This is a genomic window from uncultured Tateyamaria sp. (assembly GCF_947496075.1).
Classification (GTDB): domain Bacteria; phylum Pseudomonadota; class Alphaproteobacteria; order Rhodobacterales; family Rhodobacteraceae; genus Tateyamaria.
Window position 1 is genome coordinate 413,744 of the sequence record NZ_CANMBJ010000001.1, and the last position, 26,397, is coordinate 440,140.

General features: G+C 59.1%; 24 protein-coding genes. 7 read left to right on the top strand and 17 right to left on the bottom strand.

Annotated elements, in window-relative coordinates:
- Window positions 1-49 precede the first annotated feature (49 nt).
- From Q1A51_RS02090 to yajC, 10 genes are all read right to left on the bottom strand, one after another.
- Window positions 50-589, bottom strand: a complete 540-nt coding sequence (locus Q1A51_RS02090) for a DsbE family thiol:disulfide interchange protein (RefSeq protein ID WP_299206731.1) — start codon at window positions 587-589, stop codon at window positions 50-52.
- Window positions 582-737: a heme exporter protein CcmD gene (gene ccmD, locus Q1A51_RS02095; RefSeq protein WP_299603230.1), complete on the bottom strand. Its 156-nt coding sequence runs from the start codon at window positions 735-737 to the stop codon at window positions 582-584. The genes Q1A51_RS02090 and ccmD overlap by 8 nt, the downstream gene beginning before the upstream one ends.
- Window positions 737-1,489 carry a heme ABC transporter permease gene (locus Q1A51_RS02100; RefSeq protein WP_299603232.1) on the bottom strand — a complete coding sequence of 251 codons (753 nt, stop codon included), beginning with the start codon at window positions 1,487-1,489 and terminating at the stop codon, window positions 737-739. Before Q1A51_RS02100 ends, ccmD begins: the two co-directional genes overlap by 1 nt.
- Window positions 1,490-1,536: 47 nt before the next feature.
- Window positions 1,537-2,193 carry a heme exporter protein CcmB gene (gene ccmB / locus Q1A51_RS02105; RefSeq protein WP_299603234.1) on the bottom strand — a complete coding sequence of 219 codons (657 nt, stop codon included), beginning with the start codon at window positions 2,191-2,193 and terminating at the stop codon, window positions 1,537-1,539.
- The gene (gene ccmA, locus Q1A51_RS02110; protein ID WP_299603236.1) at window positions 2,190-2,804 is read right to left on the bottom strand and encodes a heme ABC exporter ATP-binding protein CcmA; all 615 of its coding nucleotides are present in this window, start codon (window positions 2,802-2,804) and stop codon (window positions 2,190-2,192) included. Before ccmA ends, ccmB begins: the two co-directional genes overlap by 4 nt.
- Before the next feature lie 116 nt (window positions 2,805-2,920).
- Window positions 2,921-3,274 (bottom strand): Mth938-like domain-containing protein, encoded by a 354-nt coding sequence (locus Q1A51_RS02115; RefSeq protein WP_299206740.1) that lies wholly within the window; start codon window positions 3,272-3,274, stop codon window positions 2,921-2,923.
- A complete protein-coding gene (locus Q1A51_RS02120) occupies window positions 3,264-4,031 on the bottom strand; it encodes a TSUP family transporter (RefSeq protein ID WP_299671117.1) in 768 nt (255 codons plus the stop codon). Before Q1A51_RS02120 ends, Q1A51_RS02115 begins: the two co-directional genes overlap by 11 nt.
- A gap of 73 nt (window positions 4,032-4,104) precedes the next feature.
- Complete coding sequence (secF, locus tag Q1A51_RS02125; RefSeq protein ID WP_299603239.1) at window positions 4,105-5,283, bottom strand: protein translocase subunit SecF; 1,179 nt, start codon at window positions 5,281-5,283, stop codon at window positions 4,105-4,107.
- Between the two features lies 1 nt (window position 5,284).
- A complete protein-coding gene (secD, locus tag Q1A51_RS02130; RefSeq protein WP_299603241.1) occupies window positions 5,285-6,949 on the bottom strand; it encodes a protein translocase subunit SecD in 1,665 nt (554 codons plus the stop codon).
- Entirely contained in the window at window positions 6,949-7,227 is a 279-nt protein-coding gene (yajC, locus tag Q1A51_RS02135; RefSeq protein ID WP_299206748.1) for a preprotein translocase subunit YajC, read from the bottom strand. The genes secD and yajC overlap by 1 nt, the downstream gene beginning before the upstream one ends.
- A 908-nt stretch (window positions 7,228-8,135) precedes the next feature.
- On the opposite strand from yajC, the gene Q1A51_RS02140 reads away from it, so the two are divergent.
- On the top strand, window positions 8,136-8,873 hold the full coding sequence (locus Q1A51_RS02140; RefSeq protein WP_299604018.1) for a pentapeptide repeat-containing protein: 738 nt from the start codon (window positions 8,136-8,138) through the stop codon (window positions 8,871-8,873).
- A gap of 306 nt (window positions 8,874-9,179) precedes the next feature.
- Window positions 9,180-10,472 (top strand): serine--tRNA ligase, encoded by a 1,293-nt coding sequence (serS, locus tag Q1A51_RS02145; RefSeq protein WP_299603243.1) that lies wholly within the window; start codon window positions 9,180-9,182, stop codon window positions 10,470-10,472.
- Here the strand turns inward: serS and Q1A51_RS02150 are convergent.
- The gene (locus tag Q1A51_RS02150; protein WP_299603245.1) at window positions 10,469-11,542 is read right to left on the bottom strand and encodes a DUF2235 domain-containing protein; all 1,074 of its coding nucleotides are present in this window, start codon (window positions 11,540-11,542) and stop codon (window positions 10,469-10,471) included. The two genes, serS and Q1A51_RS02150, sit on opposite strands and share 4 nt — an antisense overlap.
- 90 nt (window positions 11,543-11,632) lie before the next feature.
- On the opposite strand from Q1A51_RS02150, the gene Q1A51_RS02155 reads away from it, so the two are divergent.
- Window positions 11,633-12,328, top strand: coding sequence for a hypothetical protein (locus Q1A51_RS02155; RefSeq protein ID WP_299603247.1), 696 nt, complete (start codon window positions 11,633-11,635; stop codon window positions 12,326-12,328).
- 60 nt (window positions 12,329-12,388) lie between these two features.
- Here Q1A51_RS02155 and der read toward each other — a convergent pair whose 3' ends face one another.
- From der to Q1A51_RS02170, 3 genes are all read right to left on the bottom strand, one after another.
- The gene (gene der / locus Q1A51_RS02160; protein WP_299206757.1) at window positions 12,389-13,846 is read right to left on the bottom strand and encodes a ribosome biogenesis GTPase Der; all 1,458 of its coding nucleotides are present in this window, start codon (window positions 13,844-13,846) and stop codon (window positions 12,389-12,391) included.
- A 73-nt stretch (window positions 13,847-13,919) separates the two neighbouring features.
- Complete coding sequence (locus tag Q1A51_RS02165) at window positions 13,920-15,248, bottom strand: PQQ-like beta-propeller repeat protein (RefSeq protein ID WP_299603250.1); 1,329 nt, start codon at window positions 15,246-15,248, stop codon at window positions 13,920-13,922.
- Between the two features lie 32 nt (window positions 15,249-15,280).
- Window positions 15,281-15,952 carry a hypothetical protein gene (locus Q1A51_RS02170; RefSeq protein WP_299603252.1) on the bottom strand — a complete coding sequence of 224 codons (672 nt, stop codon included), beginning with the start codon at window positions 15,950-15,952 and terminating at the stop codon, window positions 15,281-15,283.
- 246 nt (window positions 15,953-16,198) lie between these two features.
- Here Q1A51_RS02170 and Q1A51_RS02175 point away from each other — a divergent pair, with 246 nt between their 5' ends.
- From Q1A51_RS02175 to Q1A51_RS02185, 3 genes are all read left to right on the top strand, one after another.
- The gene (locus Q1A51_RS02175; protein ID WP_299603254.1) at window positions 16,199-17,500 is read left to right on the top strand and encodes an efflux RND transporter periplasmic adaptor subunit; all 1,302 of its coding nucleotides are present in this window, start codon (window positions 16,199-16,201) and stop codon (window positions 17,498-17,500) included.
- The gene (locus Q1A51_RS02180; RefSeq protein ID WP_299603257.1) at window positions 17,497-21,387 is read left to right on the top strand and encodes an efflux RND transporter permease subunit; all 3,891 of its coding nucleotides are present in this window, start codon (window positions 17,497-17,499) and stop codon (window positions 21,385-21,387) included. The genes Q1A51_RS02175 and Q1A51_RS02180 overlap by 4 nt, the downstream gene beginning before the upstream one ends.
- 165 nt (window positions 21,388-21,552) lie before the next feature.
- Window positions 21,553-21,771, top strand: a complete 219-nt coding sequence (locus Q1A51_RS02185; protein WP_299206766.1) for a hypothetical protein — start codon at window positions 21,553-21,555, stop codon at window positions 21,769-21,771.
- Window positions 21,772-21,779: 8 nt separating this feature from the next.
- On the opposite strand, the gene Q1A51_RS02190 is transcribed toward Q1A51_RS02185, so the two are convergent.
- A complete protein-coding gene (locus Q1A51_RS02190; protein WP_299603260.1) occupies window positions 21,780-23,639 on the bottom strand; it encodes an ABC transporter ATP-binding protein/permease in 1,860 nt (619 codons plus the stop codon).
- A gap of 80 nt (window positions 23,640-23,719) precedes the next feature.
- Window positions 23,720-25,057, bottom strand: a complete 1,338-nt coding sequence (locus tag Q1A51_RS02195) for a LysM peptidoglycan-binding domain-containing protein (RefSeq protein WP_299603262.1) — start codon at window positions 25,055-25,057, stop codon at window positions 23,720-23,722.
- A gap of 126 nt (window positions 25,058-25,183) precedes the next feature.
- Here Q1A51_RS02195 and Q1A51_RS02200 point away from each other — a divergent pair, with 126 nt between their 5' ends.
- Window positions 25,184-25,735, top strand: coding sequence for a TIGR00730 family Rossman fold protein (locus Q1A51_RS02200; protein WP_299206771.1), 552 nt, complete (start codon window positions 25,184-25,186; stop codon window positions 25,733-25,735).
- A 57-nt stretch (window positions 25,736-25,792) separates the two neighbouring features.
- On the opposite strand, the gene Q1A51_RS02205 is transcribed toward Q1A51_RS02200, so the two are convergent.
- Window positions 25,793-26,392, bottom strand: a complete 600-nt coding sequence (locus Q1A51_RS02205; protein ID WP_299603264.1) for a superoxide dismutase — start codon at window positions 26,390-26,392, stop codon at window positions 25,793-25,795.
- Between the last annotated feature and the right edge of the window lie 5 nt (window positions 26,393-26,397).

Here is a 26,397-nt window from a genome sequence, read left to right on the forward strand (position 1 = left end):
AATAAAAACAAAAAACACCGCAGCATCGTCTGCGGTGTTTTGCGTTGGGTCACTTGCCTTGAGCTTCCTCAAGCGCAGGCAGGAACCGGTTTTCGTAATCTGACCCCACGAGCGGACCCTGATAGCGGAACAGCACGGTCCCCTCACCGTCCAGGATAAAGGTCTCTGGTGGGGCCGTGACCCCCCAGTCGATGGCGGATCGCGCTGCCGGGTCAAACGCGACAGCAACAAAAGGATTGCCATCCTCATCCAGATACCGGGACGCAGGCCCTTCGGTATCGCGGAAATTCACGCCAATGATCGGAATACCGTCCGCCGCCATCTCCAACAGCTTCGGATGCTCGGCACGGCATGGCGGGCACCAAGACGCCCAGAAGTTCACCAGCGTTACCTCACCCCGCGCCAGATCTCCCTCGGCAACGGGTGTGTAATCCGCCAGTTGCGCATCCGTCAGCGGCGGCGCTACCGCACCCACCCGGGTCGAGGGCAATTTATCCGGGTTGTCCCGGAACATCCCCACGGCGGCCAAAGCGACAAAGCCAGCAAAAATCCCGATGGGCGCCAACATGAGCGGAGAGATTTTAGCCATTCCGCCCGCTCCGCTTTTCCACCGCATCCATCTCGGCCCGCACACGACGGCCTCGCCACACGGTCAGCACCACGATGCCCACCAGCAACACAATAGACACGGCATAGGCCGACAGAACCGCGTCCGCATATTTCCCAAGATCAGGCATCACGCCCCCTCCGCATGCAGCCCGGCGCTGCGCGCCTCCCGTGCGATCAATGCCCGCGTCCGACGCAACCGGATCTCGGTTCCCGTGCGGTACAGGACCAGCGCCAGAAACAGCAGGACAAAGCCCCCGATGCACACCAACAAGGGGATATAGAACACGTCGGCCACGTTCTCTTCCTTGTCCAGCGACAGCGACGCGCCCTGGTGCAAGCCCTGGTTCCAGAACAGCACCGCATAGCGGCTCAGCACAGCAAAGACGGTGCCCACCAGACACAGGATCGATGTCAGATCCGCCGCAGTATCCGGGTCCTCAATCGCCTCCCACAAGGCGACATAGCCAAGATAGAAAAGGAACAGGATCAGAAAGGATGTCAGGCGCGGATCCCACGCCCACCATGTCCCCCACATCGGCTGCCCCCAGATTGCCCCGGTCAACAGCGCAATCAACGTCATCACGATGCCCACGGGGGCCGCCGCCTTGGCCGCCAGCGCCGACACATGGTGCCGCCGGATGATCCAAATCAGGGACGCCACCAGCATCATGAACCACGCATTGATCGCCATCAGGGCCGATGGCACGTGCAGATAGATGATCTTGACGGTCGATCCCTGCCGGAAATCATCCGGCGTGAAAAAGAACCCCCAGACCAACCCGACACCCAAACAGATCGCGGCCCCGGCCCACAGCCATGGCTGCACCCGTTCGCTCAGGCGCAGAAACTTGACCGGATTGGCATATTCCCAAAGTGACATGGCTTGTTCCTAAACCCTCGCTTGTCCCTTCTCAATCGACAACGACGTTACCGCAGGTTCACCCGCAGCACAGCCCCTGCGGCAAATGGCATCGCCGCCAGTACGGCCAAGGTGATCCCGGCCAAAAGAAACAGCGGCGTGCTCGGATCAAGACCCTGCGCCGCCCGCCGTGCCGCCTCTGCGCCAAAGATCAGCGTCGGCACGTAGAGTGGCAAAACCAAGAGTGACAAGAGCAGCCCGCCGCGCTTGATCCCCACGGTCAACGCCGCACCAAAAGCCCCGATCATCGACAAGGCAGGCGTCCCAAGCGCAAGGCTCAGCACAAGCACACCATAGCCCGACGGGGCCAGGTTCAACAGCACGCCCAAAACGGGTGCGGCCAGCACCAAAGGCAAGCCAGTGGTTACCCAATGCGCCGCCGCCTTCACGGCAACGATGCCCTCAAGTGGCAGGGGGGATGTCGCAAGCAAATCCAGCGCCCCATCCTCCCAATCCACGGCCAAAAGCCGATCCAGCGACAGCAGGCACGCCAACAACGCACCCAGCCACAGCACCCCCGGCGCAATCTGGGTCAACAACGCCGATTGCGGCCCCACGCTGAACGGCACCAACACGACGACGATCAGGAAAAACGCCAGCCCCAGGCCAAATCCGCCCCCGGCTCGCAGCGCCAGCGCAAGATCACGGAAAAACAGCGCCCTCACAGAAACGCCTCATCGGTCGATGCCATCTGTGCGGCTGCCGCGCGAAAGCCCGACACATCCAATGTCTCCGCCTCAATCCCCAGATCGATATGGGTCGCCATCAACGCCGACCCGCCGCGCGCCAAATGCCCACGCACCGCATCAGCAAAAAGCGCAACCGAAGCGGCATCCAAGGACACCGTCGGCTCATCCAGAACCCACACATCACGGCCCGTCACCATCAACCGCGCAAGACCCAAACGCCGCTTCTGCCCCGCCGACAACTGTCCAGCCCGGCGCTCCACCAAATCCTCAAGATCAAAGGCAGCCAATGCGGGTGCAATATCCGACTGCCCAAACACCGACGCCCAAAACCGCAGGTTCTCGGCCACCGTCAATGCTGCCTTCAACCCATCCGCATGGGCGGCATAGGCGATCCTGTCTTCGGCCCCATGCACCTGCCCGGCCATCGGCACCTGCAAACCAGCCACGGTGCGCAACAACGTGGTCTTGCCCGACCCGTTCGGCCCCCGCAACACCAGCGCCTGCCCCCCCGGCAGGGAAAAAGACACACCAGCCAGCACCGGCGCACCGCCACGGCCCACGGCCAGATCAGTGACTTTCAATTCCATGCCACAGCCGTAACCTATTGCGCGCAAGCACAAAACCCCGCGCGGTCCTTCCCTGTTTCAAAAAAATCCTCGGGGGGATGCGTCAGCATCGGGGGCAGACAGCCCCCTCTCCGCTCTCAAACAGGCAGAACGGCCAGCGCAATGCGCCGTCCTTCACTCAAAAGCACGTTATAGGTCCGTGCCGCCGACGGGGATGACATCACCTCGACCCCCAGACCGGCCCCCTCCAATTGGGACCGCAGCTCAGACGGAATATGCGCAATCTCTGCCCCGGTGCCCATAAACAGGACATCCACCTGCCCGGCCAGGTCAAGCAGCGGCTCAAGATCATCATACCCACCCCAACTGCCGGTCCCCGTCGGGGCAGTCAACAAACCGCCCTCAACGACCTTTCCGCCAATGCGGAAAAAGCCGGGGCCATAGCCCTCGACCGGCTGGGCGTCGGTGTATGTGATCTCGTTAAGGCGCATGCCCCATCTCCCAAATCGGCAGTCCAAGGATAGCGGAAACCGCGATGACGATATAGGCCACGGCGCGAAAAAGTCGCTCGGCCGTCGGGTCAAACAGCCATGCGCCCGCGACATTGGCCATCATGTAAAGGGGCACTAGCACCAGCCCGATCAACACGGCCTGTGCATCCAGCAATCCGAACACCAAAAAGATGCCCAGCATCATCACGTCGATGCCCAGAAGGTACAAAAGAAAGTTGGCGCGGATCACGGCGATGGCCTTGGCAGACGCAATGTACAGCAGGATGACCGGCGGCCCCGGAATACCGGCCAAACCACCCAGAAAACCGCCAAAGGTGCCGACCCCCGCAATCATGCGCGGCCCCATAGGCCCGGAATAGCGCCAGCCCGACAGCAAAGCGCCCAGCAGGATCAAAATGGCGACCGACACGCCCCAGCCGAACATCTCTGGCTCGACAAAGGACAAGGTCCACAGCCCAACAGGCAAACCGACAGCCACACCCAACAACAGGAATTTCGCTTCGCGCAGGTCCCCCACACGCAACGCCGCGCGCAGATTGGGCAACGGTCCCCAAAGCTCGACCACGACAAGAAACGCAAGGGCGGCAAAGGGCGACAGAACCGAACTGGCCGCTGCCATGATGATCATGCCCGACCCGAACCCGGCAAAGCCACGCACCAGCCCCGCCGCAATGATCGCCACCACCAGCCACCATAGCCCGGGCAACGCCAGTGTTTCCGTGATCAGTTGCGCCATCATACCCTACGCTCGCAGCGTTGCGCGCTTGGGCCTAGGGCCAGTTTGGGAACGTGACTAAGCCAGGAAGGCGTCAAGCGTCCACATTCGCAAACTGGTTGCCTGCATTGGCATCCGGCTTGGACCAGTCCCGCTTGACGCCCAACCACAACAGGATGGTCGACGCGACAAAGACGGAACTATAGGTCCCCACGATCACCCCCCAGATCATCGCAAACACGAAACCGCGGATCACATCACCGCCCAGCACATACAGTGAAATCAGCGCCAGCAGTGTGGTCACCGAAGTCATCACGGTGCGCGAAAGCGTCTCGTTGATCGAGATGTTCAGCACTTCGTTCAGCGGCTTCTTCTTGTACTTGCGCAAGTTCTCCCGCACCCGGTCGAACACAACAACGGTGTCGTTCAGCGAATAGCCCACAATGGTCAGAAGCGCCGCGATGATGGCGAGGTCAAACTTGATCTGCAGTTCCGAGAAAACACCGATGGTCAGGATCACGTCGTGCACCAGCGCGGCCACGGCCCCCAGCGCAAACTGCCACTCAAAGCGCAGCCAGATGTAGATCAGAACCGCCCCGATGGCGAGAATGACAGCAATGGCCGCCGTCTGGATCAGCTCGCCTGACACTTTGGGGCCAACCGATTCCACTGAAGGGAAGGTGATCTTGTCATAGGAAAAAGAGAGGCTGTTTACGGTGATACCCGAGCCAGAGGCGCTGTCACTGATCTGATCAAGAATGGCAAATGTACTCCCGGTCGGAAACAGGTACCGCTGTGTGTCCACACTTGTGTCGCGAATTCCGCCGAATTGTTCAAATCGTACAGGGAGCTGGGTTTCATCTCCAGACTGCAGGCTGATGTCCAGAACGAGCCGACTGCCCGTCGCGTTCCCGAGAGCATGCTGCACCTCGCGGATGGTCTCGGGCGTCACCGCCTCTTGGCCCTCTTGCGCCTGAATGCGGATCATCGCCACGTTCTGATCGGCGTCAAAGGTCGGGTCAAACACCTCGGTGATTGAAATATCGCCCAGCTCCAGCACGGCCATCGCGTCGCGGTACACACCGATGTCGACCGGCTGCGTGCTTTCGGTCCGCACCGTGGTGCCCCCCCGAAAGTCGATGCCAAAGTTCAGCCCCTGAATGGCAAAGGACGCAAAGCCCACCACCATCATCAACGCCGAAATACCCAGCCACAGCTTCCACCGGCTGAAGAAATCGAAATTGGTGCCCTGTTTGACCAGCTTCAGTCGCATCTTACACCTCGATTGTCTTGGGGCGGCGGCGTTCAAACCACATCACCACCATCAGCCGCGTCACGAAGATCGCGGTAAACACGGACGTCAAAATGCCCAGACCCAGCGTGATCGCAAAGCCGCGCACCGGGCCAGAGCCCATGGCAAACAGGATCACAGCCGTGATGAAGGTCGTGATGTTGGCATCCAGAATGGCCGACAGCGCCTTCTCGTACCCAAGTTCGATCGCCCGCGCAGGTCCCCGCGCCGACTTCAACTCTTCGCGTATGCGCTCGAACACTAGCACGTTGGCGTCCACCGCCATCCCCACGGTCAACACGATGCCTGCAATACCCGGCAAGGTCAGCGTGGCTCCGATCATGCTCAAAAGGCCAAAGATCAAACCAATGTTGATGATCAGCGCGATATTGGCAAACAGCCCAAACAGACCATAGCTCAGCCCCATGAACACCAGCACCGCGGCAAAGGCGATCATGGTCGCGATCTTGCCCGCATCAATGCTGTCCTGCCCCAGTTCCGGTCCGATGGTCCGCTCTTCCAGGAACGTCAGTTCCGCAGGCAAAGCCCCCGCACGCAACAGAATGGCAAGGTTCGTCGACTCCTCGACATTGAAGTTGCCGGTGATGATCCCCGACCCACCCGGAATATGGCTCTGGATCACAGGGGCGCTCACCACCTCATCATCCAGCACAATGGCAAAGGGCGACCCAATATTCTCGGCCGTGTAGTCCCCAAACCGACGCGCACCCGTGGTGTTGAAGCGGAACGACACCGCGGGGCTGCCATTCTGGTCAAAGCTCGGCTGCGCATCCACCAGATCCTCGCCCGTCACAACAGGCGCGCTCTCGATGACATAAAACAGACCCGGCTCATCCAGCGACGGCACCAGCTTGTTACCAATGCCCGGCGCGGCATTCTCGTCCGAGGTCCGGTTCACAACCGGGTTGAACGTCAGCTGGGCCGTGGTGCCAATGATCTCTTTCAACTCGGCGGCTGATCCGATGCCCGGCACCTGGATCAAAATCCGCTGCGATCCCTGCCGTTGGATGGTCGGCTCCCGCGTGCCGACCTCGTCAATCCGTCGGCGCACAATCTCCAGCGATTGCTGCACCGTCCGCTCGTCGCTTGCCAGCTTTTCCTCGTCGCTCAAGCTGACAACAATCACGTCCGCCCCATCGGCACGGACCACAATGTCATTCGCGCCCACACCCGTCAGGGTCTGCACCGGCTGCGCCAGCGTCCGCACGACCTGCAACGCGCGCTGCAAGCCCGCAGGTTCCCCAATGCGAATGCGCAACTCGTCAGATGCCGAAGGCTGCAAGCGAATGGTGCCAATCGTTGCCCGCTCAGGGCGCAGAATATCCCGGATCTCGGGCCAGCTCGCCTCCATGCGGCTTGCATAGACATCCTCGACCTGCACCTCGGCCAGCAAATGCGCCCCGCCCCGCAGGTCCAAACCAAGGTTCACCAGCGCCGACGGCATAAAGCCCGGCCACTGCGCCAGTATCTCCTGGTTCGCGGGCGTATCAGCGCCCAACTCGATGGCCTGCGCGGCATCATTGTGCTGCTCAACCCGGGTGTAAAACCCGTTCGGCAGGGCCAGGATCAGGCCAAGCGCACACAGCGCCCAGATCAGAACCCGTTTCCAGCTCTCGATCTGAAGCATTACTTCGCGGGCTCGGTCTTGTTCAGAACCTGCGCGATGGTGGATTTGACGACGCGCACTTTCACGCCCTCGGCCAGCTCCACCTCGACCTCATTGTCTTCCTTGACCTTGGACACTTTGCCGATCAGGCCACCTTGGGTGACGATCTGATCACCCCGGCGCAGTTGCTCCACCATGGCGGCATGCTCTTTGACCTTCTTTTGCTGAGGGCGGATCAGCAAGAAATACATGATCGCAAAGATCAGGATCAGGGGAATAAACTGGCCGATGGCTTCCATGGGAATTGTCCTTGGTCTTGGGGCGGATTCTAGGCCCGCTTCAGAGTTTGGCAGAACCTATGGGCGGGGGCGGGTCAGCGCAAGGCACAAAGGGGTTTTCAGGGGCGACAGATCATCCCGACAATGTCAAAAGTCTTTTGCCCGACGCACATTCGCGTCAGAATGGTGGGATGGAGACGACCACGCTGACTATTCCCATGCCCCCATCACTGTTCTGGGGCTTCATTTCTCTCGCATCCATCGCCGGAGCGTCATGGCTTGTTTTTTCGATCTTGCCGGGACAGCAACGCGACCTGCCTTTCCTGACATATTTGCGCGAAAGGCTGGGTGTCCGAAGGATGCCTGTGTGGTCATTTATTCTTGGCACAGTCTTGTGGGTGGGAGTTGTAACGATCCTGACTGCCGGTCTTTTGGGTTTGATAATCGACGTTCTTTCAAACGCTGTCACGCGTCGACAGGTGCCAAACGGCGTTTGGGAATTTCGATTCAAACTGGTGCAGCTGACGGCCCTCACAACTGTCATCGGTGCAGCGATCGCACTGCCGCTCACCATGGCACGCCTCAGATTGACGCGGCGCACAAACAAAACGGCTGAGGATGCATTGTTTAATGACAAGATCAATGAGGCGACCAAGGGGCTCTACGCCCGCAGGCAAGTGAGCAAGCCAAACGCAAATGGCACCTATCAAGACCTTTGGGAAGACGACATAGTCCAACGCAATGCGGCAATAGATCGGCTTGAAGGGCTGGCGAAGGAAGACCCAAAAGAAGTTTCCCGCATCGCCCGCTTGCTTTCTGTATATGTCCGCGAACTCAGCAAAGAGTTTCCGCCCAAAATTCGAGACGACGAGCAAACGGACAACCCAAAAGTAAATTGGGCCAGAAACCTGTCTCCGGTTCGGGCAGACATGGAAAAGTCGGTGCAAACACTTGGCAGGCTAAGCCGAATATCAGACACGCCACTGCGAGATGGCGAGTTCGACTTGCGGGGGTGCAACTTGCAAGCCTTTGACCTTACAGGGGCGCAGCTTGAGCACTGCCTTTTGTCCGGGTCGAGCCTTCAGGGCGCAAAACTGGTCGAGGCGCAGCTGCATGGATCGGACCTGTCATTCGCCCAGCTTGAAGCGGCGTATCTTGTGGACGCTGACTTATCGGAAGCCAATCTGTTCATGGCAGATTTAAGGGTCGCCGCCCTGAACGATGCCAACCTGCAAAACAGCCATTGCTTCAGAACGGGTTTCGACGGGACCAATCTGTCTGGCGCTCTATTTCAACACAGCTCGCTTCAAGGCGCATCTTTCCACGGCGCCATTGTGAAGGAAACTTGGTTCCAAGGGGCGAAGATGGACAGCATCAAACTCTACGACATGTTTTTGCGTCACCCGAGTCAGGTCTTTGATCGCTCAAATCAAATATCCGGAGCAGCGTTGCGGAACATTGATATGACTAAACAGCAGATTTCTGAGTTACCAACTGATCTAGTGTTCGGAGACGCCTCTGTCGTTCTCCCATCCGGTGTTTGCCCTGGCGACGACGGTTGGCCACCGCACTGGCCGGACCAAAAGCTAAAGGGTGATGCGTTTGAAAGACAATGGCGCGCTTGGCAAGAAACCTTGCCCGTAGGATGGCAACAAGGGAATGCATAAAACCCAAACACCAAACCTTTCCTAGTCCCTAACACCCCTCCCCAAACCTTAACGCCCCCCAAAAAGTTAACCAAACTCGCCAACCCACCATCTACCGAAACACGCACTTTCCCCCGCAAAACGTGCGGTTTCCCCAATCCTCACTCAAAACCCCACATATCCACCCCATCAAAACACGCAGTTTCACCCCCAAACATCGCAGTTTGCCCGCAACTCCCCCACCGTACACTACCTTAACCTCTTGGCCCCCGCCCCCTGATCGGGCATAGGGGCGGCACCATAAATTCTGTTCAAAGGATCAGACCAATGCACGACATTCGCGCCATTCGCGAGAATCCCGCCGCCTTCGACGCCGCTCTTGCGCGCCGTGGGGACGCTGCGATGTCGTCGTCTCTGCTCGCGCTGGACGAGGCCCGCCGGGCCAAGATCCTCGCCGCCGAAACCGCGCAGGCCGAACAGAATAAAGCATCCAAGGAAGTGGGCGCCGCCAAGGGTCGTGGGGACGAGGACGAGTTCCAGCGCCTCCGCGCCTTAGTATCTGAAAAGAAAGCGGAAATCGCGCAGATGCAAGAGGAGGCCAAGGCGCTCGACGCCCAGCTGACCGACGCATTGGCGCGCATTGCCAACCTGCCTGCAAGCGACGTACCGGACGGCGCGGACGAGGATGACAACGTCGAAATCCACCGTTGGGGCAACCCGCAAAACTTTGATTTCGACGCAAAAGAGCATTTCGACATCGCGGGCGTTACGGCCTCGATGGACTTCGAAACCGCCGCCAAAACCTCCGGCAGCCGCTTTGTCATGCTCAAGGGCGCCGTCGCCCGCATCCACCGCGCACTGGCTCAATTCATGATCGACACCCATGTCGATCAGAACGGACTGACGGAGGTGAACAGCCCCGTGCTCGTCCGCGACGACGCCATGTATGGTACTGATAAGCTTCCCAAATTTGGCGAAGACAGCTACCGGACCGAGGACGGCATGTGGCTCGTTCCCACCTCCGAAGTGCCCCTGACTTACACCGTCGCAGGCGACATTCTGGACGAGGCCGCCCTGCCCGTCCGCATGACCGCCCACACCCTCTGCTTCCGCTCCGAAGCAGGGAGCGCAGGTCGTGACACGGCAGGCATGCTGCGCCAACACCAGTTCGAAAAAGTCGAGATGGTGTCGATCACGCATCCAGACGGTTCGGAAGACGAACAGAAGCGGATGTTGGGTTGTGCGCAAGGTATCCTGGAAGCCCTTGAAATTCCTTACAGAACCGTCGTTCTGTGCACGGGAGACATGGGTTTTGGCGCGCGCCGCACCTACGACATCGAGGCGTGGCTACCCGGCCAGAACACCTATCGCGAGATCAGTTCGGTCTCAACCACCGGCGACTTCCAGGCCCGCCGCATGAACGCCCGATTCAAACCCGCAGACGGCGGAAAACCGCAGTTCGTTCATACACTTAACGGCTCTGGCCTTGCCGTGGGTCGCTGCCTGATCGCCGTGCTGGAAAATGGACAGCAGGCCGACGGTTCGGTTTCTCTGCCCGCGGCGCTGACCCCCTATCTTGGCGGCAAGTCAACGTTGTCAGCAGACGGAACGCTGGCCTAAATCTTCAAGGAGCCGGGGCGATAATCGCCCCGCTTCTGCCTGCGCTCGTCGACCGAGGCATGAATTTCCCATTTGGAAAGAGGGCCTTGGCGCCACTTCTTCAACAAGGACCACCCCGTATCGATATCCGCGTCCGCCAGCGGATCAGGGTCGCTGGGTGGAAACCTTGTGCCCGGTTCAAGCGTCAAACGCCCGGCCCCCTGCACCACCCAATCCAGCGCAATCATCGACAATGGTTGGGCCGCACCCGATCCACCCACGATGCTATGGTCGCCCACGAACCAAATCTGCTGATAGGGACGCAGCGGCCCGGTATCCCCGTGGTTCAGGCCCTTGTCGCCATCCAAGTTGTCCCACTTCGCAGGCCTGTACATCACCCGCCGTTCATCCAATGCCAGCGCGTGCCGGGCCGATTGCACAAGGCTGGACAGCGCCATGTCATGGAACTTGTACTGCCTGTTCCACATTGACGCGATCGGCCCCAGCAGTGACGGGGGAATGCCCCGCGCGCCCACAGTATCCCAGACGCCAAGGTATGAAATCTCGACCAATCGGGAGGTATCGTTGCGCCATGCCAAGTCACTGACAGACGTACCGAATTTCGGCGACATCGCGCGCCGTGCTTCGCGGATATGAGGGGTGTCGGGGTGATTGCGCTTGCCCCGTTTGCGATAGAGGTTGAATGCGGCATTCACACCCTCGGTGCTTGTATCGGTAATGATCCCGCACTTGCGTATCATCCCCGCGACCGACCGCGCTGTGAATGCGCCCCTTGAAAAGCCGAACAAATAAATTTCGTCCCCTGCCTGATAGGCTTGAGCCAGAAACTGATAGGCCTGCTTGACCTTGGCATCGAGACCCCAGCCGAACGCCCCGCCGCCCCACCTGTTCAGGAACTTCTTGACCGGGCCATCGAACCGACGGTCAGTGCCAATCCCGGCAAAATAGGCAGCCACTTGTTCCTTGCTCGGATCGTTCACAAGCGCGCGTTTGAGTTTGTGCACGCTGGTGGGTTCTTGCATATCGGGTGAGTTCCATGTCCCATCACAAAAGATCGCAATGCGTGTCATATCTATTCAAGTCCTTGAAATACGGTCGAAAGCACTAAACTATGACAGCAAGGTTACCGGCCTTGTGAAATTTGTAAACGGTGGAAAACCATGCCTGCGGTTGTGCTGATCCTTGCGCTGGCCTTTGCCGCGTCGCCCTTTTGGGTGCCGGGCTTCGGGGGATTTGATGCCGATCAGTTCCCGATCCCGCAGGCGGACCCGCCCGTGCAGCCGGAAGGATATGCTTTTGCCATCTGGGGTGTGATCTATCTCTGGCTCATCGTTGGTGCCGCCTTTGGCGCCCTGCGCCGCTGGACTGCGCCGGACTGGGCGGAGATGCGCATCCCTCTTGCCGTGTCGCTGGCGGTTGGCAGCATTTGGTTGCCTGTGGCTGTGCGTAGCCCTGTCTGGGCGACCATATTAATTTGGGTGATGTTGGTCAGTACGTTGATCGCGCTTTGGCGCAGTCCTCGGCTTGACCCTTGGGCGGCCGCCTGGCCTGTTGGGCTTTATGCAGGGTGGCTAAGCGCAGCCAGTTGCGTCGCTTTAGGATTGCTTCTGGCGGGGTACGGGCTGACATCCCAGCAAACGGCTGCTTGGCTGATGGTGGCTACCGCGGTCGCTCTGGCATTCATAGTCCAAAACGCGCTGGGTCGTGCGCCAACTTATGGCATTGCCGTGATCTGGGCCTTGGTGGCCGTGACCGTTCAGAACGGGTTTGACCTGCGGTCTGTGGGCGCACTGGCGCTGCTTGGGTCCATCATCATGGTGTACCCGGTGATCCAGTCTACGACACAGAAAACATAGTGTCCCCGCGGGGACAGATTTGTTTTCAACACCTTAGGTGCTTTAAACCTGGTTAACGCACTAGCTGCGTCGCCCTTCGGTGTGTTTGCGCAGCTTGGACGGCCCCGCCTTCTTGCGCCCCTTGTAAGGGTTTGCATCATTTTGTCCGCGCATGAACAGACGGATCGGCGTACCGGGCATATCAAAGTCCAGCCGCAAGCCATTCACCAGGTAGCGATTGTAGCTTTCGGGCACCTTGTCGGGGTGCGAACACATGACGACAAACCCCGGCGGCCGGGTCTTGGCCTGAGTCATGTAGCGCAGCTTGATCCGCTTGCCCTGCGGCGCGGGTGGCGGGTGCTGTTCCAACATGCCCGTCAGCCAGCGATTCAGTGCCGCAGTAGGCACACGGCGGTTCCAGACGTCGTAGGCACGCATGATGGCGCCGTGCAGCCGATCCAATCCACGTCCAGTTTTGGCCGAAACGGTAACCAGCGGTGCACCTTTGAGTTGGGGCAACAGCCGTTCGAAGCTCTCCTTCAGTTCTTTCAGCTTGGCTTGCTTGTCGTCCTCGATATCCCACTTGTTAATGGCGACAACGACGGCCCGCCCCTCACGCTCAGCCAGATCGGCAATGCGTAGGTCCTGCTGTTCAAAGGGAATGGCCGCATCAAGCAAGACCACCACCACTTCGGCAAACTTCACGGCGCGAAGACCGTCGCTGACAGACAGTTTTTCCAGCTTTTCCTGCACCTTGGCCCGCTTGCGCATGCCTGCGGTATCGAAGATGCGCATAGGCGTGCCGTCCCAATCCGTGCGCAAACTGATCGCATCGCGGGTGATCCCGGCTTCCGGGCCCGTCAACAGGCGATCTTCGCCAACGATCTGGTTGATCAAGGTGGACTTGCCCGCGTTCGGTCGCCCCACAACGGCAACCTGCAGGGGCTTGGCGTTGGTGGGCTGCGGGACGTAATCGGGATCATCTTCATCCTCGTCCACGGTTACATCTGTTTCCGGGGCCTCTTGGGCGTTCTTTTCTTCGTGGAGATCCGCCAAGGGTTGCAGTTGGGCATAGAGATCGTTCAGCCCTTCACCGTGTTCGGCAGACAGGCGGATTGGCTCCCCAAGCCCGAGCGAGAACGCCTCGAGCACCCCTGCATCTGCGGCTGATCCCTCTCCTTTGTTCGCAGCCAGCAGCACGTGGTCCGCCCGCTTGCGCAGGATGTCAGCAAAGACTTCGTCCGTGGGTGTCACACCTGCCCGTGCGTCGATCATGAACAGGCACACATCGGCCATGTCCACGGCGCGCTCGGTCAGCCTGCGCATGCGGCCCTGCAGGCTGTCGTCGGTCGCTTCCTCAAGCCCGGCCGTATCAATGACGGTAAAGCGCAGATCAGCCAGCCGCCCGGCCCCTTCGCGCAGGTCGCGGGTCACACCGGGCTGATCGTCAACCAAGGCAAGGCGTTTGCCCACAAGGCGATTGAACAGCGTGGACTTGCCCACATTGGGACGTCCGACAATAGCGAGGGTCAAGGTCATGAGGTTTGTATCCGAGAGATCAGATCGCGCACATAGACCATTCGCGCGCCCACTTAAAGGGGGCGGTTTTGACTTAGCGATAAGCCAGCAATTGGCCCTTGCGGGACACGACGTACAGGGTTTGCCCTGCCACCACGGGGGCTGTGGTTGCCCCGCCGGGAATTTCCGTCCGACCTGTTAGCCCGCCCGACACCGGGTCAAAGCTGCGCAGTGTTTCGTCCGAGGATGCAACCAGCAGTCGACCACCGGCGAGAACCGGGCCGTGATGTGCAAACACTTCGGATTGACGCAAAGGGCGATCCTTTACGAAGTTCGGCAAGCGCGTGTCCCAGACACGGGTTCCGTCCTCGGCGTTCAGGCGCACAAGTTCGTTCCGGTCAGAAATCAGGAAAACGCTTCCTGCCACTGGCAACACGGTATCAATTGCCCCTTCGGCGCTGGTCCAGATGGGTGCGCCGGACCCGGCATTCACTGCAACCGTACGACCGGATTGGTTGCCCGCATAGATAACGCCATCCTTGGCAATGGGGCGACCAGTGACATCGTCGACCTTGGCCAGCGCACGGCCCTGCCGTTCACCCAGCACCGATGCATCCCAGCGGCGCAGGCCACCCTGACGGAACACCGCCTGCATTTCGCCGGAGCCAAAAGAGAATACCGCCAGACCATCCGTCACGATGGGCGCAGGCCCACCCAAGACGTTTGTGCGGGTCTCAGAACTGCTGACCTGCCACGCGATGCGGCCACTGTCTTTCTCCAAAGCCCAGCCAGTGTCGTCCCCGGCCATAACATAGACGAGATTTTCAAAGGCGGTTGGGCGCCCAACGCCGATGGCTTCCAGTTCCTGTTCCCAAATCGTGCCGCCCGTTTCGACATCAAGGGCGGTCAGCGTGCCCAGCCCGCTTGAGACAAACAAGACATTGCCATCAACGGCAAGACCACCGCCCGTTCCCTCGCCACTGTTGGCGCGATCCGTCAGGATGTCCCGTTGCCACAGCACCTGGCCAGACGTGGACACCGCCGTAACCGTCGTTTCGGCGTCAAGTGTGAACACACGCCCGTCCGAGACGACAGGGTCGGCCACGATGCGGTGTTTGCGGCTGTCGCCTGCGCCAATATCCACGGACCAGATCGGCGTCAGTGTTTGACCCAGCTGCGGGTGATCGGTTCGAAATGCAGGTGTGCCAAAGCTTTGTGCCGCATCGGTGTTTGCCACTTGTGGCGGAAGGGCGATATCACGCGCGGCCTCAGTCAACGCCTCAGCCTCGGCAGTGTCGGCCGTCAAGACGGCGGACACAGGTTCGCGTTTGCCCGGCAGAATGATCTCCCGCTCGGAACAGGCCGCAACAATCGTCAGCGCCACGGTTGCCAACAGGATACGTTTACGGGTGTTCCAAACCATACCCAAATCCCCCATCGTCCGGCCCATCTTGCTTATTCTCCAGCGGTCTCTGTGGCTTCTGGCGCGCCGCCCAGCGCCACCATTGCCTGTAGGGCACGACGTTGCAAGCCCGGGGTCGCCTCGGCATCATCCATGATGGACTGGAAGCGGGCGATGGCCGCATCCGGGTTGCCGGTTTCGATATCGATCAGCGCAAGCTGTTCTTCGGCCAGAAGGCGCATACGAACGCCCGGAACGGCCAATGCCTCGAACCCCTGACGACGCGTGTCTGCATCCTGCGTTTCACTTTGCAACATCAGCGATTTGAACGTGGCGATCTGGCGATAGATCAGCGGCAGCTCGGGCGATTGTGCAATAGGTTGCAAGGTCTGGATCGCATCGTCTGCGCGACCTGCTTGCGACTGCGCACCTGCTGTCATGAAAGCGAGAATCGCGGCGCCTTCTGCTGTGTCGGCCGTAACCCCGATCAGTGCGTCGGCGCGCGCGTCATCTTCGTTTGATGCCAATGCGGCCAGCATTGCGTCACCCAGCGCTTGTGCGTTGGATTCTGCCTGCGCCCGGCGGTATTCATTGAAACCCGCAGCACCAACGATGCCCACAATCACGATGGCTGCAATCCAGCCATAGCGACGCACATAGCCATACAATCGGTCGCGACGCACCTCTTCGGTGACTTCGTCAATAAAGCTGTCGGTATCACTCACGCCCGCGCTCCCAATATCGTGGCGGATTGGCTCCGCCTCACCCTTGTTTTCCGAGCCGTCTTACAGGGATGCCGCGCCCAAGCCAAGAGCATGCATCCGCTGCTTGCACTGCGTCAATTGGGCATCATTGCGATGCCGCCTCAAAAAAAGTAATCTGAACTGGTTAGTTTAGACGTATGAAACTCTATATAGCACCCGACCCGTCATCACGTTTTGGGTCATTGGTCTACCAAGGAAGAACACAAGATGCGGATTGTTTCGATGATCTTGGCCATTGCAGTTGGCGCAGGATTGTATTTTTGGGTCATTGAACGTGAGTCGACTCTTGCCTTTATTGCCGAATTGACCGGCGGGGCGGAAACAGAAGTCGAGGAAGTCGCAGAGGAATTGGCCCCTGCGGAAACTGAGGATGCGGCTCAGGATACCGACGCGTTGATCAAGGTCGTTGTGCGCAAATCTGTTGCGCGCGAAATCGACAACGCGGTCACATTGCGTGGCCAGACACAAGCCGCCCGCGAAGTTGAAGTACGGGCCGAGACGTCATCCACCGTCATCTCTCCACCGCTGCGCAAGGGCGCGTTCGTCGAAGCGGGTGAATTGATGTGTCAACTTGATCCCGGGACCCGTGCATCCAGCCTTGCAGAGGCGCGGGCGCGTTTAGCCGAGGCCATCGCCAGCAAAGCCGAGGCCGAAAGCCGCGTACCCGAAGCCGAATCGCGGGTGATCGAGGCGCAGGCGCGCATTGATGAGGCAGTGGTAAACCAGAACGCGGCCCGCAGGCTGAGCGAGGGTGGTTTTGCTGCTGAGACGCGTGTGAAAAACGCCGAAGCAGCCCTGGCCGCCGCCGAAGCGAGCTTTGAAGGGGCCAAGGCCAGTGTAGTTGCCGCCAAATCCGGGCTTCAAAGTGCCGACGCCGCGATCGAAAGCGCGGCTGCATCCATCGCCACGGCAGAGAAGGAATTGGAACGGCTCGACATCCGTGCACCTTTCGCGGGTTTGCTGGAAAGCGACACGGCAGAGTTGGGTACGTTGCTGCAACCGGGATCGCTTTGCGCCACGGTTATTCAACTTGATCCTATCAAGCTGGTTGCGTTTGCCCCCGAGACCGAAGTCGCGCGCGTCGCCGTCGGTGCCGCCGCTGGCGCGCGCCTTGCGGCTGGCGGCAGAGAGGTCACTGGCAAAGTTACATTCCTAAGCCGTTCTGCTGACGAAACCACCAGAACCTTCCGGGTTGAGATCGAGGTTCCGAACGCCGATCTTAGTATCCGTGACGGGCAGACGGCAGAAATCGCCATCTCAGGCGCAGGGACCAACGCGCACTTGCTACCCCCATCTGCGCTGACCCTGAGTGAAGATGGCGTGTTGGGCTTGCGGACGGTTGATGACGCTGGCCTTGTTGCTTTCAACCCGGTCAATGTCGTGCGCGATACCGCACAAGGTATCTGGCTGACCGGATTGGCTGATGAGGTCAATGTGATCGTCGTTGGACAGGAATTCGTGACAGCGGGCGTGACAGTCGCGCCCACTTATCAGGAGCAGACCCAATGACCGGTATCGTCGACTGGGCCGCGTCACGAGCGCGAATGGTTGTAGCCTTTATCTTCCTGTCCATTCTTGCAGGCGGCTTGGCCTATGTCGTGCTGCCCAAGGAGGGTGAACCAGATATTGAAATCCCAACTTTGGTGATTTCACTGCCCTTCCCCGGCATCTCTGCCGCGGATTCGGAACAGTTGCTGATTCAGCCCATGGAAACCGAGTTGTCCGACCTTGACGGCTTGGATCGAATGACGTCCACAGCGGCCGAGGGCTACGCCAACATCGTGCTGGAGTTCGAGTTTGGTTGGGACAAGACCAAGGTTCTGGCTGACGTTCGTGATGCCATGGACAAGGCCGAAGCGGATTTCCCGGATGGGTTTGAACAATACACGGTCGATGAATTCAACTTCTCGGAATTCCCGATCATCATTATCAACCTGTCCGGCCCTGTCCCTGAACGCACAATCGCGCGGGTCGCAAAGGATTTGCAGGACGACATCGAGGGGCTTGATGCCGTTCTGGAAGCCAACCTTGTAGGCAACCGCGACGAGATGGTCGAAGTCCTGATCGATCCGCTGCGCCTTGAAGCCTACAACGTAACCGCTGGCGAATTGATCAATGTGGTTCAGAACAACAATCAGCTGATTGCAGCTGGCGAGATTGAAACTGCGCAAGGCGCATTTGCCGTCAAAATCCCGTCGTCCTTCAACGAGGCGCGCGACATTTATGAACTGCCGGTCAAAACGAACGGCGACCGCGTCGTAACTCTGGGCGATCTGGCCCAGATAAACCTGACATTCGAGGACCGCGACTCAACAGCCCGCTTCAACGGAAGCGACACCGTGGCCCTGCAAGTGGTCAAGCGGAAGGGGTTCAACCTGATTGACACCGCGAGCGAAGTGAAGGTGCTGGTTGATGAAAAGGCCGCTGAATGGCCTGAAGGATTGATCGCCGCCGTCGAGGTTGGCACGTCCAACGACATGAGCCGCGAGGTGGCATCGATGGTCGGTCAGCTTGAAGGGTCCGTCCTGACCGCGATTGCGTTGGTCATGATTGTCTCTCTTGCTTTCCTTGGACCGCGCGCCGCGACGCTTGTGGGCTTTGCCATTCCGACGTCGTTCCTGCTGTGCTTTGTGCTGCTGGCAATCATGGGGATCTCGATTTCGAACATCGTGATGTTCGGTCTGATCCTGGCGGTAGGTATGCTGGTCGACGGCGCCATCGTTGTTGTCGAGTACGCTGACAAGCGGCAGCAGGCCGGTGTCGGTCCGATGCGATCCTATGTCGAGGCTGCGAAACGGATGTTCTGGCCTGTTGTTTCATCTACAGCGACGACGCTTTGTGCGTTCCTGCCCATGCTGTTCTGGCCCGGCGTGCCAGGGGAATTCATGGGCATGTTGCCTGTAACGCTGATCTTTGTTCTGTCAGCATCACTGATCGTTGCTCTTGTGTATCTGCCTGTTATGGGCGGTGTTCTGGGTCGCATCATCCAGGCACTCGGCAATGCAAACATCAGTATCGCAGGCATGCCAATTTTGGCCCATCTGCTGTTTTTCTGTGTGGCGGCCGCAATGATGGCCGGTCTCACCGCCATTCCGCTGCTGCTTGAAGGTGCGGGCACCGCATTTGCCATGATGGACCAGCAAGAGATTTGGCGCTCCGTGCTGCCCACATTCCTTGATGTCTTCATGTTCGGGTTGGGCATGCTGATATTGGCCGCTCTGGGCTTTGCCGGCGCGATCATGGCGCTCCTGTCCGTCACGGCCTTGTTCCTGCGCTTGGGATTGGGTGTGAACTCGGGCGTTCGCAAGGTCTTTGGCACGCGTAACCGCAAGGTGCACGCGGGCTATCAGCGGTCGACGTTCGGTTATGTCATTCAAGGCATTGTCGGAAACCCGGTTATGCCGCTTGTGATGATTGGCGTTGTGTTTGTCTTTGTCGGCACCACGCTGATCTATTTCATCAACAACAACCGCGGCGTCGAGTTTTTCGTCGAGACAGAACCAGAGCAAGCCATTGTTTACGTGCTGGCGCGCGGGAACATGTCACTGGACGAAAAGGACGCGCTGCTGACGCAGGCCGAAGAGATTGTGCTGGGCCACCCAGGCATCAAGAGCGCCTTTGCCTTTGCGGGTGCGGGCGGGTTGAACGCCAATACCGGCGGAGCGCAATCGCCCCGTGACACTGTTGGTCAGATCCAGCTTGAAACCATAGCGTGGGAAGACCGCCCTGACGCCTCAGAACCCTGGTTTACCATCCCGTTCACTGACTACACGGTGATGCGCGAGATCAAGGCAGAGGATTTTGACGGCAACACCGTGCTGGACGAGTTGTCGGTCGAATTGGCACAGATACCGGGCATCCGGGCAGAGGTTTTTCCACTGTCACAAGGGCCGGCCTCGGCCAAGCCTGTGCATCTCAGGATCAAGGGGGACAATTGGGAGGACCTGGTGCAAGCCGCAGGTGCGGCGCGCGCGCAGTTCGATACCCTGCCCGGGTTGACGCGCATCGAAGATACACGCCCCCTGCCCGGCATCGACTGGCAGATCGACGTGGATGTTCAAAAGGCGGGCCGCTACGGGGCCGATGTGGCAACCGTGGGCGCAATGGTACAGTTGGTGACCCGTGGCCTGTTGCTGGACACGATGCGTGTCGACACGTCTGACGAAGAGATCGAGATCCGTGTCCGCTTGCCCGAGGATGATCGGGTGCTGTCCACGCTGGACACGCTGAAAGTGCGTACAGCGGATGGACTTGTTCCGCTTGCCAACTTCATCACTCGCACCCCCGTGGCCGAGCTGGCGCAGATCAGCCGTGTGGATCAAAAGCGCTATTTTGACGTGAAGGCGGATGTGCTGGATGGACTGCAGAAAGTGGTACGGACAGTGGACCAGGATGGTGCACAAGTTGAGCAGATCGTTGCAACCGTTCGACCGTCAAGCGATGCGGACCTGACGGCAAATGGTCTGGACTACGGGATCTTTGCGGCAACGCCCGAAGGCCGGTCACTGGATCTGCAGGCTGGTCTGAATGCAGGTGAGCTCCGCCTGATCCCGGTCAATCCCAACGAGCGTATTGCAGAGTTGACCAAGTGGATCGACACCGCGCCCTTCCCGATCGGTATCGACAGCGAATGGACAGGTGACCAAGAAGATCAGGAGGAATCGGGTGCCTTCCTGATGCAGGCCTTTGCAGGTGCTCTGTTCCTGATGTTCATCATCCTGCTGGCGCAATTCAACTCGATCTACAACGCGCTGCTTGTTCTGGGCGCTGTGGTTCTTTCCACGGCAGGGGTGCTGATCGGTATGCTGGTGATGAACCAGCCGTTCTCGATTATCATGACCGGCACGGGCATCGTCGCGCTTGCGGGGATCGTGGTGAACAACAACATCGTGCTGATCGACACCTATCAGGAGTACGAGAAGTACATGCCGCGGATTGAGGCCATCATCCGCACGGCGCAGGACCGTATCCGACCAGTGCTGCTGACAACGGTCACCACTATGGCTGGTCTTGCCCCGATGATGTTCGGCCTGTCGCTCGACTTTGGTGGCGGCGGCTATACCATCGACAGCCCCACTGCGCTGTGGTGGAAGCAGTTGGCCACGGCAGTTGTCTTCGGCCTTGGCATCGCGACGGTGCTGACCTTGGTTGTCACCCCCTCACTGCTCGCAATTCGGGTCTGGATCGTCACATATGTTCGTTGGATCAGCCAATTGCTGGCCAAACTGTCAATGGGCCGCGCCAGCCGGGCTGCACGGGACTGGGCGTTGACACGAGACACGCGCACGGTTGGCAACCACGAACTGGTCTGGGATTTCGGTGACGAACCAAGCCACGCCGAGGCGACGCTGTCACAGGCATCGCTTGGGGCTACGTCGCTGAAGGCCGCGGAGTAAGTTCAAAAGGAAACTGTCGGTGGCAGGTGTTCGAATGCCACCGACACGACATTCTTTCGCCGGAGTCGTGATCCTTATTGCCCGCATCACGTGTGGGAGTATTTTCATGTTCCGATTGATCTACCGACAACGACTTTGCCATCTGTTTGGTGCTTTTTTGCTGCGTTGACAGCTCCCAGCTTTGCCGTTCAGCCGATCACTGACACAGATCGCTGCGAGATCACGCTGACACTCAAACGGCAATCTCTGCTGATCTGGGAAGGGCTGCTCATGTGGTTCGACGCGCTGGGTGATCAAGCGGACCACATGTGCGCCGAATGTAACGACGGATGGGACTGGAGCATGGCGAGCACGTTCCGACGTGAGGCCTTGGCCTTGTTATGATGCGCCGATCAGCTGGGTGCCTCATCCGCCTGCTGGCGATACCACAGCTGGGCATATCGACCATCCTTCGCCAGCAGTTCGTCATGGGTGCCAGTTTCGACAATCTCGCCCTGCTCCAGAACAATGATCCGGTCGGCCTCGGCAATGGTGCTGAGGCGATGGGCGATGGTCAGCACCGTGCGGCCCTGCCCTGCCGCATGCAACGCGTCCTTGATATCCTGCTCCGTCTCGGTGTCGAGCGCGCTTGTCGCTTCGTCCAGCAGCAGGATGGGCGGGTTCTTGAGCAGGGTCCGGGCAATGCCGACACGCTGCTTTTCGCCGCCAGATAGCTTCAGGCCCCGTTCGCCCACGGCCGTGTCATAACCTTCGGGCAGTGCATGAATGAAATCGTGGATCTGGGCGGCTTTGGCAGCGGCTTCGATCTCGTCATGGGTGGCGTTGTCGCGCCCGTAGGCGATGTTGTATCGGATCGTGTCGTTGAACAGCACGGTGTCCTGCGGCACGACGCCAATGGCTGCATGCAGGCTGTCTTGCGTGACTTCCCGCACATCCTGTCCGTCAATCCGAAGTGCCCCGGCACCCACATCATAGAAACGGAACAAGAGCCGACCGATGGTCGACTTGCCCGAGCCGGTCGAGCCCACGATTGCCACTTGCTGCCCCGGCTCCGCCGCAACGGACACACCTTTCAAGATGGGTCGCGCCGGGTCGTAACCGAAATGCACATCATCCAATTCAATACGCCCACCCGTGACGTTCAGGGCCTTGGCGTTTGGAGCATCCACGACCTCGGCAGGTTGTTCCAACAGATCGAACATCTCACCCATATCCACAAGCGCCTGCCTGATCTCGCGGTAGACCGTACCAAGGAAGTTGAGCGGCATGGTGATCTGGATCATGTAGGCGTTCACCATGACGAAATCGCCGACAGTCAGCGTGCCATTCTGAACACCGATGGCTGCCATGACCATCACACCGACAAGGCCGGATGTAATAATGACGGACTGACCGAAATTGAGAAACGCGAGCGAATAGCTGGTCTTGAGCGCCGCAGTCTCGTACCCTTCCATTGCCTTGTCGTAGCGGCCAGCTTCGCGTGCTTCGGCGCCAAAATACTTGACCGTTTCGAAGTTGAGCAGACTATCGATAGCTTTTTGGTTGGCGTCGGTATCTTGCTCGTTCATGACCCGCCGCAGCTTCACCCGCCACTCGGTCACTGCAAATGTGAACCAGACATAGAGGCCAATAGTCACGGCTACGACGACCAGATACCAAATATCGAACAGGATGGTCAGCACGACCCCGATCAGCAGAAGCTCCAGGATCAGCGGCCCGATTGAGAATAGAAGGAAGCGTAGTAGAAATTCGACCCCCTTTACGCCCCGTTCGATGATGCGGCTTAGCCCGCCGGTCTTGCGCGTGATGTGATAACGCATCGACAAGCGGTGGATGTGCTGGAATGTCTCCAGCGCCAACATGCGCAAGGCACGTTGGGCCACGCGAGCAAAGATGGCGTCCCGCAGCTGCTGAAAGCCAACGTTCATCAGGCGCGCCACGCCATAGGCCACGGTCAAACCGATGGCACCCAGCGCAAGATCGGAAACGCCTTCGCCCCCCAGCACGTTCACGGCATCGCGGTAGAGGATGGGCGTGTAAACCGACACCAGTTTGGACAGCACCAAGGCCAGCATCGCGAGTACAACACGTTGCTTTACCCAAGGCTTGTCGGCTGGCCAAAGGTACGGTGCGACCTTGCGGATTGTGCGCATCCCCGAGCTACGCTCGGCCTGGCTCACATCCTTGTTCGGGTCATTGGTCGGGGTTGTCGGATCGGCGGGTGTAGCCGAGGCCGAAGTGTCTGCGGGCATAGAAAAGCATTCCTGAGGTTCAGGTCTGACTATTTAGGACACTGATGCCTGACTTGCCAGCGTCAGAGCGCCAGTAGTGATTAATTCGGTAGGGCAAATACCTGACCAGGGAAAATCAGGTCCGGATTGCGGATGCGGTCGCGGTTGGCTTCAAACACCTGCACATAAAGCGTTCCTTCGCCATAACGGTCGCGGGCGATAGCCCAAAGCGTGTTACCTGCTTGAACAGTGATCTGCGTCGCTGGTGTGTCCTCACCGTCAGCTTCCGCCAAAACCTCGGGATCTTCGCGTCGAAACGGTGTTTCAACCCGGCTTGTCACCTGTCCGGCGTCATTAAGCTCGTCCACGCGCAGCGTGTAGGTGCCCTTGTCGATCTCAGGCAGTTCACCTTTCCATCTGCCATCTTCGCTGACGTCGATATCGGCAACAGGCGTGTTGTTGACATAGACCCTGACAGCCTCTGCCTCGGATTGCGCGCGCCCGGCAAGTTCCACATCGCCGGTGTCAGAATAGCTGATGCTGTCCAGCGCGATGTTGTCCAGCGCCTCGGGCGCAACGTTGCCCAAAACCTCCACACCTTCGGCGGTCGATTTGAGAACGGTCACTTGGGTCTCAGGTTCCGAAGCGCTTGCGCCTGTCTCCGCTGAAACGGAGGTTACCGCGTTGCTGTCATCGGGCGCCACCTCATCGGATACCGGTATCTGCGGTTCCTGAAAAGATTCAACCTGAGCAATGTCTTCGCTGGGCGCTGCGGTGGATGCCGGTGCTGTGATCGCTCCTGCGACATCGGCCTCAACAGGTGTCTGCTCGGCCACCGAAAACGTTGACTGGTCTGTGGGTTCGGCTGCAACCACGTCCTCGGTCTGAGGTTGCTCCGGCACGCTTTCGGCTTCGGCCAAAGCTTCGGGTGCCGCAGGTTTTGCTGATTTGGGCGTGGGTTGCGCTTGCGGGGCGAGGATCACCTCGTCCACCGATGCGATCTCATCCTGACCAACACGTTGGACGACCGTCAACACTTGCGTCTTCGGGCTTGGTGGAAGGATGGTGATTGCTGCAAAGCTGCCGCCATCATCTGTTGTGGTTTCCGTGTTTTCTGTCCCATCCAAAAACACGGCCACCTTGCTTCCAGGGGCCGCACGACCAGCGATCACCATCAGCCCGTCCGGTTCGACCCTCACCTCGTCAATAGAAGGCGGATCGGGTTGCAAAAGCTCTTTTGGTTCTGGAACGGCCGCTGGCTGCACTTCAGTTGTTTGTTCGACATCAGTCGTTTCAGTGACAACAGTCTGCGGTGCTTGAACCGTGTCAGATCGGTTCGCGTTGATGTACAGCCCAGCCCCGACTGCCGCCGCAACGACGACAATCACAGTACCCGCCAAGGCGCCGTTCGATCCGGCAAATGCCGACCATTTGGACATGTTCACCCTTTCCACCGCACCGGTTGGCCCGGTTTCGTTGCGCTTGCATAACAGGCAGCGCTATAGCGGTCAAAAGAACGGCGTCACAAAACCTTCACTTTCGCGCGCCCGTTACAGGAGCACCACATGTCCCCATTTTCCGTCTGCGTCTACTGTGGCTCGCGCCCTGGGAATACTCCCCGCTACACAACCGAAGCCGAAGCCCTTGGCGCCGGGATTGCTGAACGAGGATGGCAGCTTGTGTATGGCGCGGGCGATGTGGGGCTGATGGGATCGGTTGCGCGCGCAGCACAGGCGGGCGGCGCTGATACGTTTGGCGTCATCCCTCGCCATCTGGTCGATTGGGAGGTCGGCAAGACCGACCTGACCCGATACGTCGTGACCGAAACGATGCACGAGCGCAAAAAGGTCATGTTCATGAACTGTGATGCCGTCGTTGTGCTGCCCGGAGGCGCGGGGTCGCTGGACGAGCTGTTTGAAGTGCTGACGTGGCGACAACTTGGGTTGCATGAAAAGCCGGTCGTGCTGGTCAACGTGGGCGGCTATTGGGATCCACTGATTGCGCTGTTGGATCACGTGGTCGCGGGCGGGTTTGCCGACGCATCGCTGCTGGGCTATTTCCAGGTGACCGACAGCGCGGAAAATACGTTATCTGCGCTTTCCAAGACGGCAAGGTAAAACAAAAAAAGGCCGATCTGTGTGATCGGCCTTTTTGTTTGTTCAATACGTACCGGCTTACATCCGGCTGGCAACGTTTTCCCAGTTGACGAGGTTGTCCAGGAAGTTGGTCAGGTAGGCCGGCCGTTTGTTGCGGAAGTCGATATAGTATGAGTGCTCCCACACATCGCAGCCCAGAAGCGCTGTCTGACCGAAGCACAATGGGTTCACACCGTTTTCGGTTTTTGTGATCGCCAGACTGCCGTCTTTTTCTTTGACAAGCCACGCCCAGCCAGAGCCGAACTGCCCAGCACCAGCTGCAGAAAACTGTTCTTTAAACCCATCTACCGAGCCAAAGTTTTCAGTCAGCGCTTTTTCCAACTCGCCGGGCATCGCACTGTCGCCGGGACCCATCATCTCCCAGAACTGGTTGTGATTCCAAAGCTGGCTAATGTTGTTGAATATGCCATTCTGTGCAACGGCGTTTGCGTCGTAAGTACCGACTATGATCTCTTCGAGAGACTTGCCTGCCCACTCGGTGCCCTCAATGGCCTTGTTGCCGTTCACGACATAGGCGTTGTGGTGCAAGTCGTGGTGATACTCCAGCGTTTCCTTGGACATGCCCTTGGATGCAAGTGCGTCGTGAGCATAGGGAAGGTCGGGAAGTTCAAAAGCCATGGGGG

Coding starts and splice junctions, on each gene's coding strand:
- Q1A51_RS02090 (WP_299206731.1), bottom strand. CDS start 589: ATGGCTAAAATCTCTCCGCTCATGTTGGCGCCCATCGGGATTTTTGCT.
- ccmD (WP_299603230.1), bottom strand. CDS start 737: ATGCCTGATCTTGGGAAATATGCGGACGCGGTTCTGTCGGCCTATGCC.
- Q1A51_RS02100 (WP_299603232.1), bottom strand. CDS start 1,489: ATGTCACTTTGGGAATATGCCAATCCGGTCAAGTTTCTGCGCCTGAGC.
- ccmA (WP_299603236.1), bottom strand. CDS start 2,804: ATGGAATTGAAAGTCACTGATCTGGCCGTGGGCCGTGGCGGTGCGCCG.
- Q1A51_RS02115 (WP_299206740.1), bottom strand. CDS start 3,274: ATGCGCCTTAACGAGATCACATACACCGACGCCCAGCCGGTCGAGGGC.
- Q1A51_RS02120 (WP_299671117.1), bottom strand. CDS start 4,031: ATGGCGCAACTGATCACGGAAACACTGGCGTTGCCCGGGCTATGGTGG.
- secF (WP_299603239.1), bottom strand. CDS start 5,283: ATGCGACTGAAGCTGGTCAAACAGGGCACCAATTTCGATTTCTTCAGC.
- secD (WP_299603241.1), bottom strand. CDS start 6,949: ATGCTTCAGATCGAGAGCTGGAAACGGGTTCTGATCTGGGCGCTGTGT.
- yajC (WP_299206748.1), bottom strand. CDS start 7,227: ATGGAAGCCATCGGCCAGTTTATTCCCCTGATCCTGATCTTTGCGATC.
- Q1A51_RS02140 (WP_299604018.1), top strand. CDS start 8,136: ATGGAAAAGTCGGTGCAAACACTTGGCAGGCTAAGCCGAATATCAGAC.
- serS (WP_299603243.1), top strand. CDS start 9,180: ATGCACGACATTCGCGCCATTCGCGAGAATCCCGCCGCCTTCGACGCC.
- Q1A51_RS02150 (WP_299603245.1), bottom strand. CDS start 11,542: ATGACACGCATTGCGATCTTTTGTGATGGGACATGGAACTCACCCGAT.
- Q1A51_RS02155 (WP_299603247.1), top strand. CDS start 11,633: ATGCCTGCGGTTGTGCTGATCCTTGCGCTGGCCTTTGCCGCGTCGCCC.
- der (WP_299206757.1), bottom strand. CDS start 13,846: ATGACCTTGACCCTCGCTATTGTCGGACGTCCCAATGTGGGCAAGTCC.
- Q1A51_RS02165 (WP_299603250.1), bottom strand. CDS start 15,248: ATGGTTTGGAACACCCGTAAACGTATCCTGTTGGCAACCGTGGCGCTG.
- Q1A51_RS02175 (WP_299603254.1), top strand. CDS start 16,199: ATGCGGATTGTTTCGATGATCTTGGCCATTGCAGTTGGCGCAGGATTG.
- Q1A51_RS02180 (WP_299603257.1), top strand. CDS start 17,497: ATGACCGGTATCGTCGACTGGGCCGCGTCACGAGCGCGAATGGTTGTA.
- Q1A51_RS02190 (WP_299603260.1), bottom strand. CDS start 23,639: ATGCCCGCAGACACTTCGGCCTCGGCTACACCCGCCGATCCGACAACC.
- Q1A51_RS02195 (WP_299603262.1), bottom strand. CDS start 25,057: ATGTCCAAATGGTCGGCATTTGCCGGATCGAACGGCGCCTTGGCGGGT.
- Q1A51_RS02200 (WP_299206771.1), top strand. CDS start 25,184: ATGTCCCCATTTTCCGTCTGCGTCTACTGTGGCTCGCGCCCTGGGAAT.
- Q1A51_RS02205 (WP_299603264.1), bottom strand. CDS start 26,392: ATGGCTTTTGAACTTCCCGACCTTCCCTATGCTCACGACGCACTTGCA.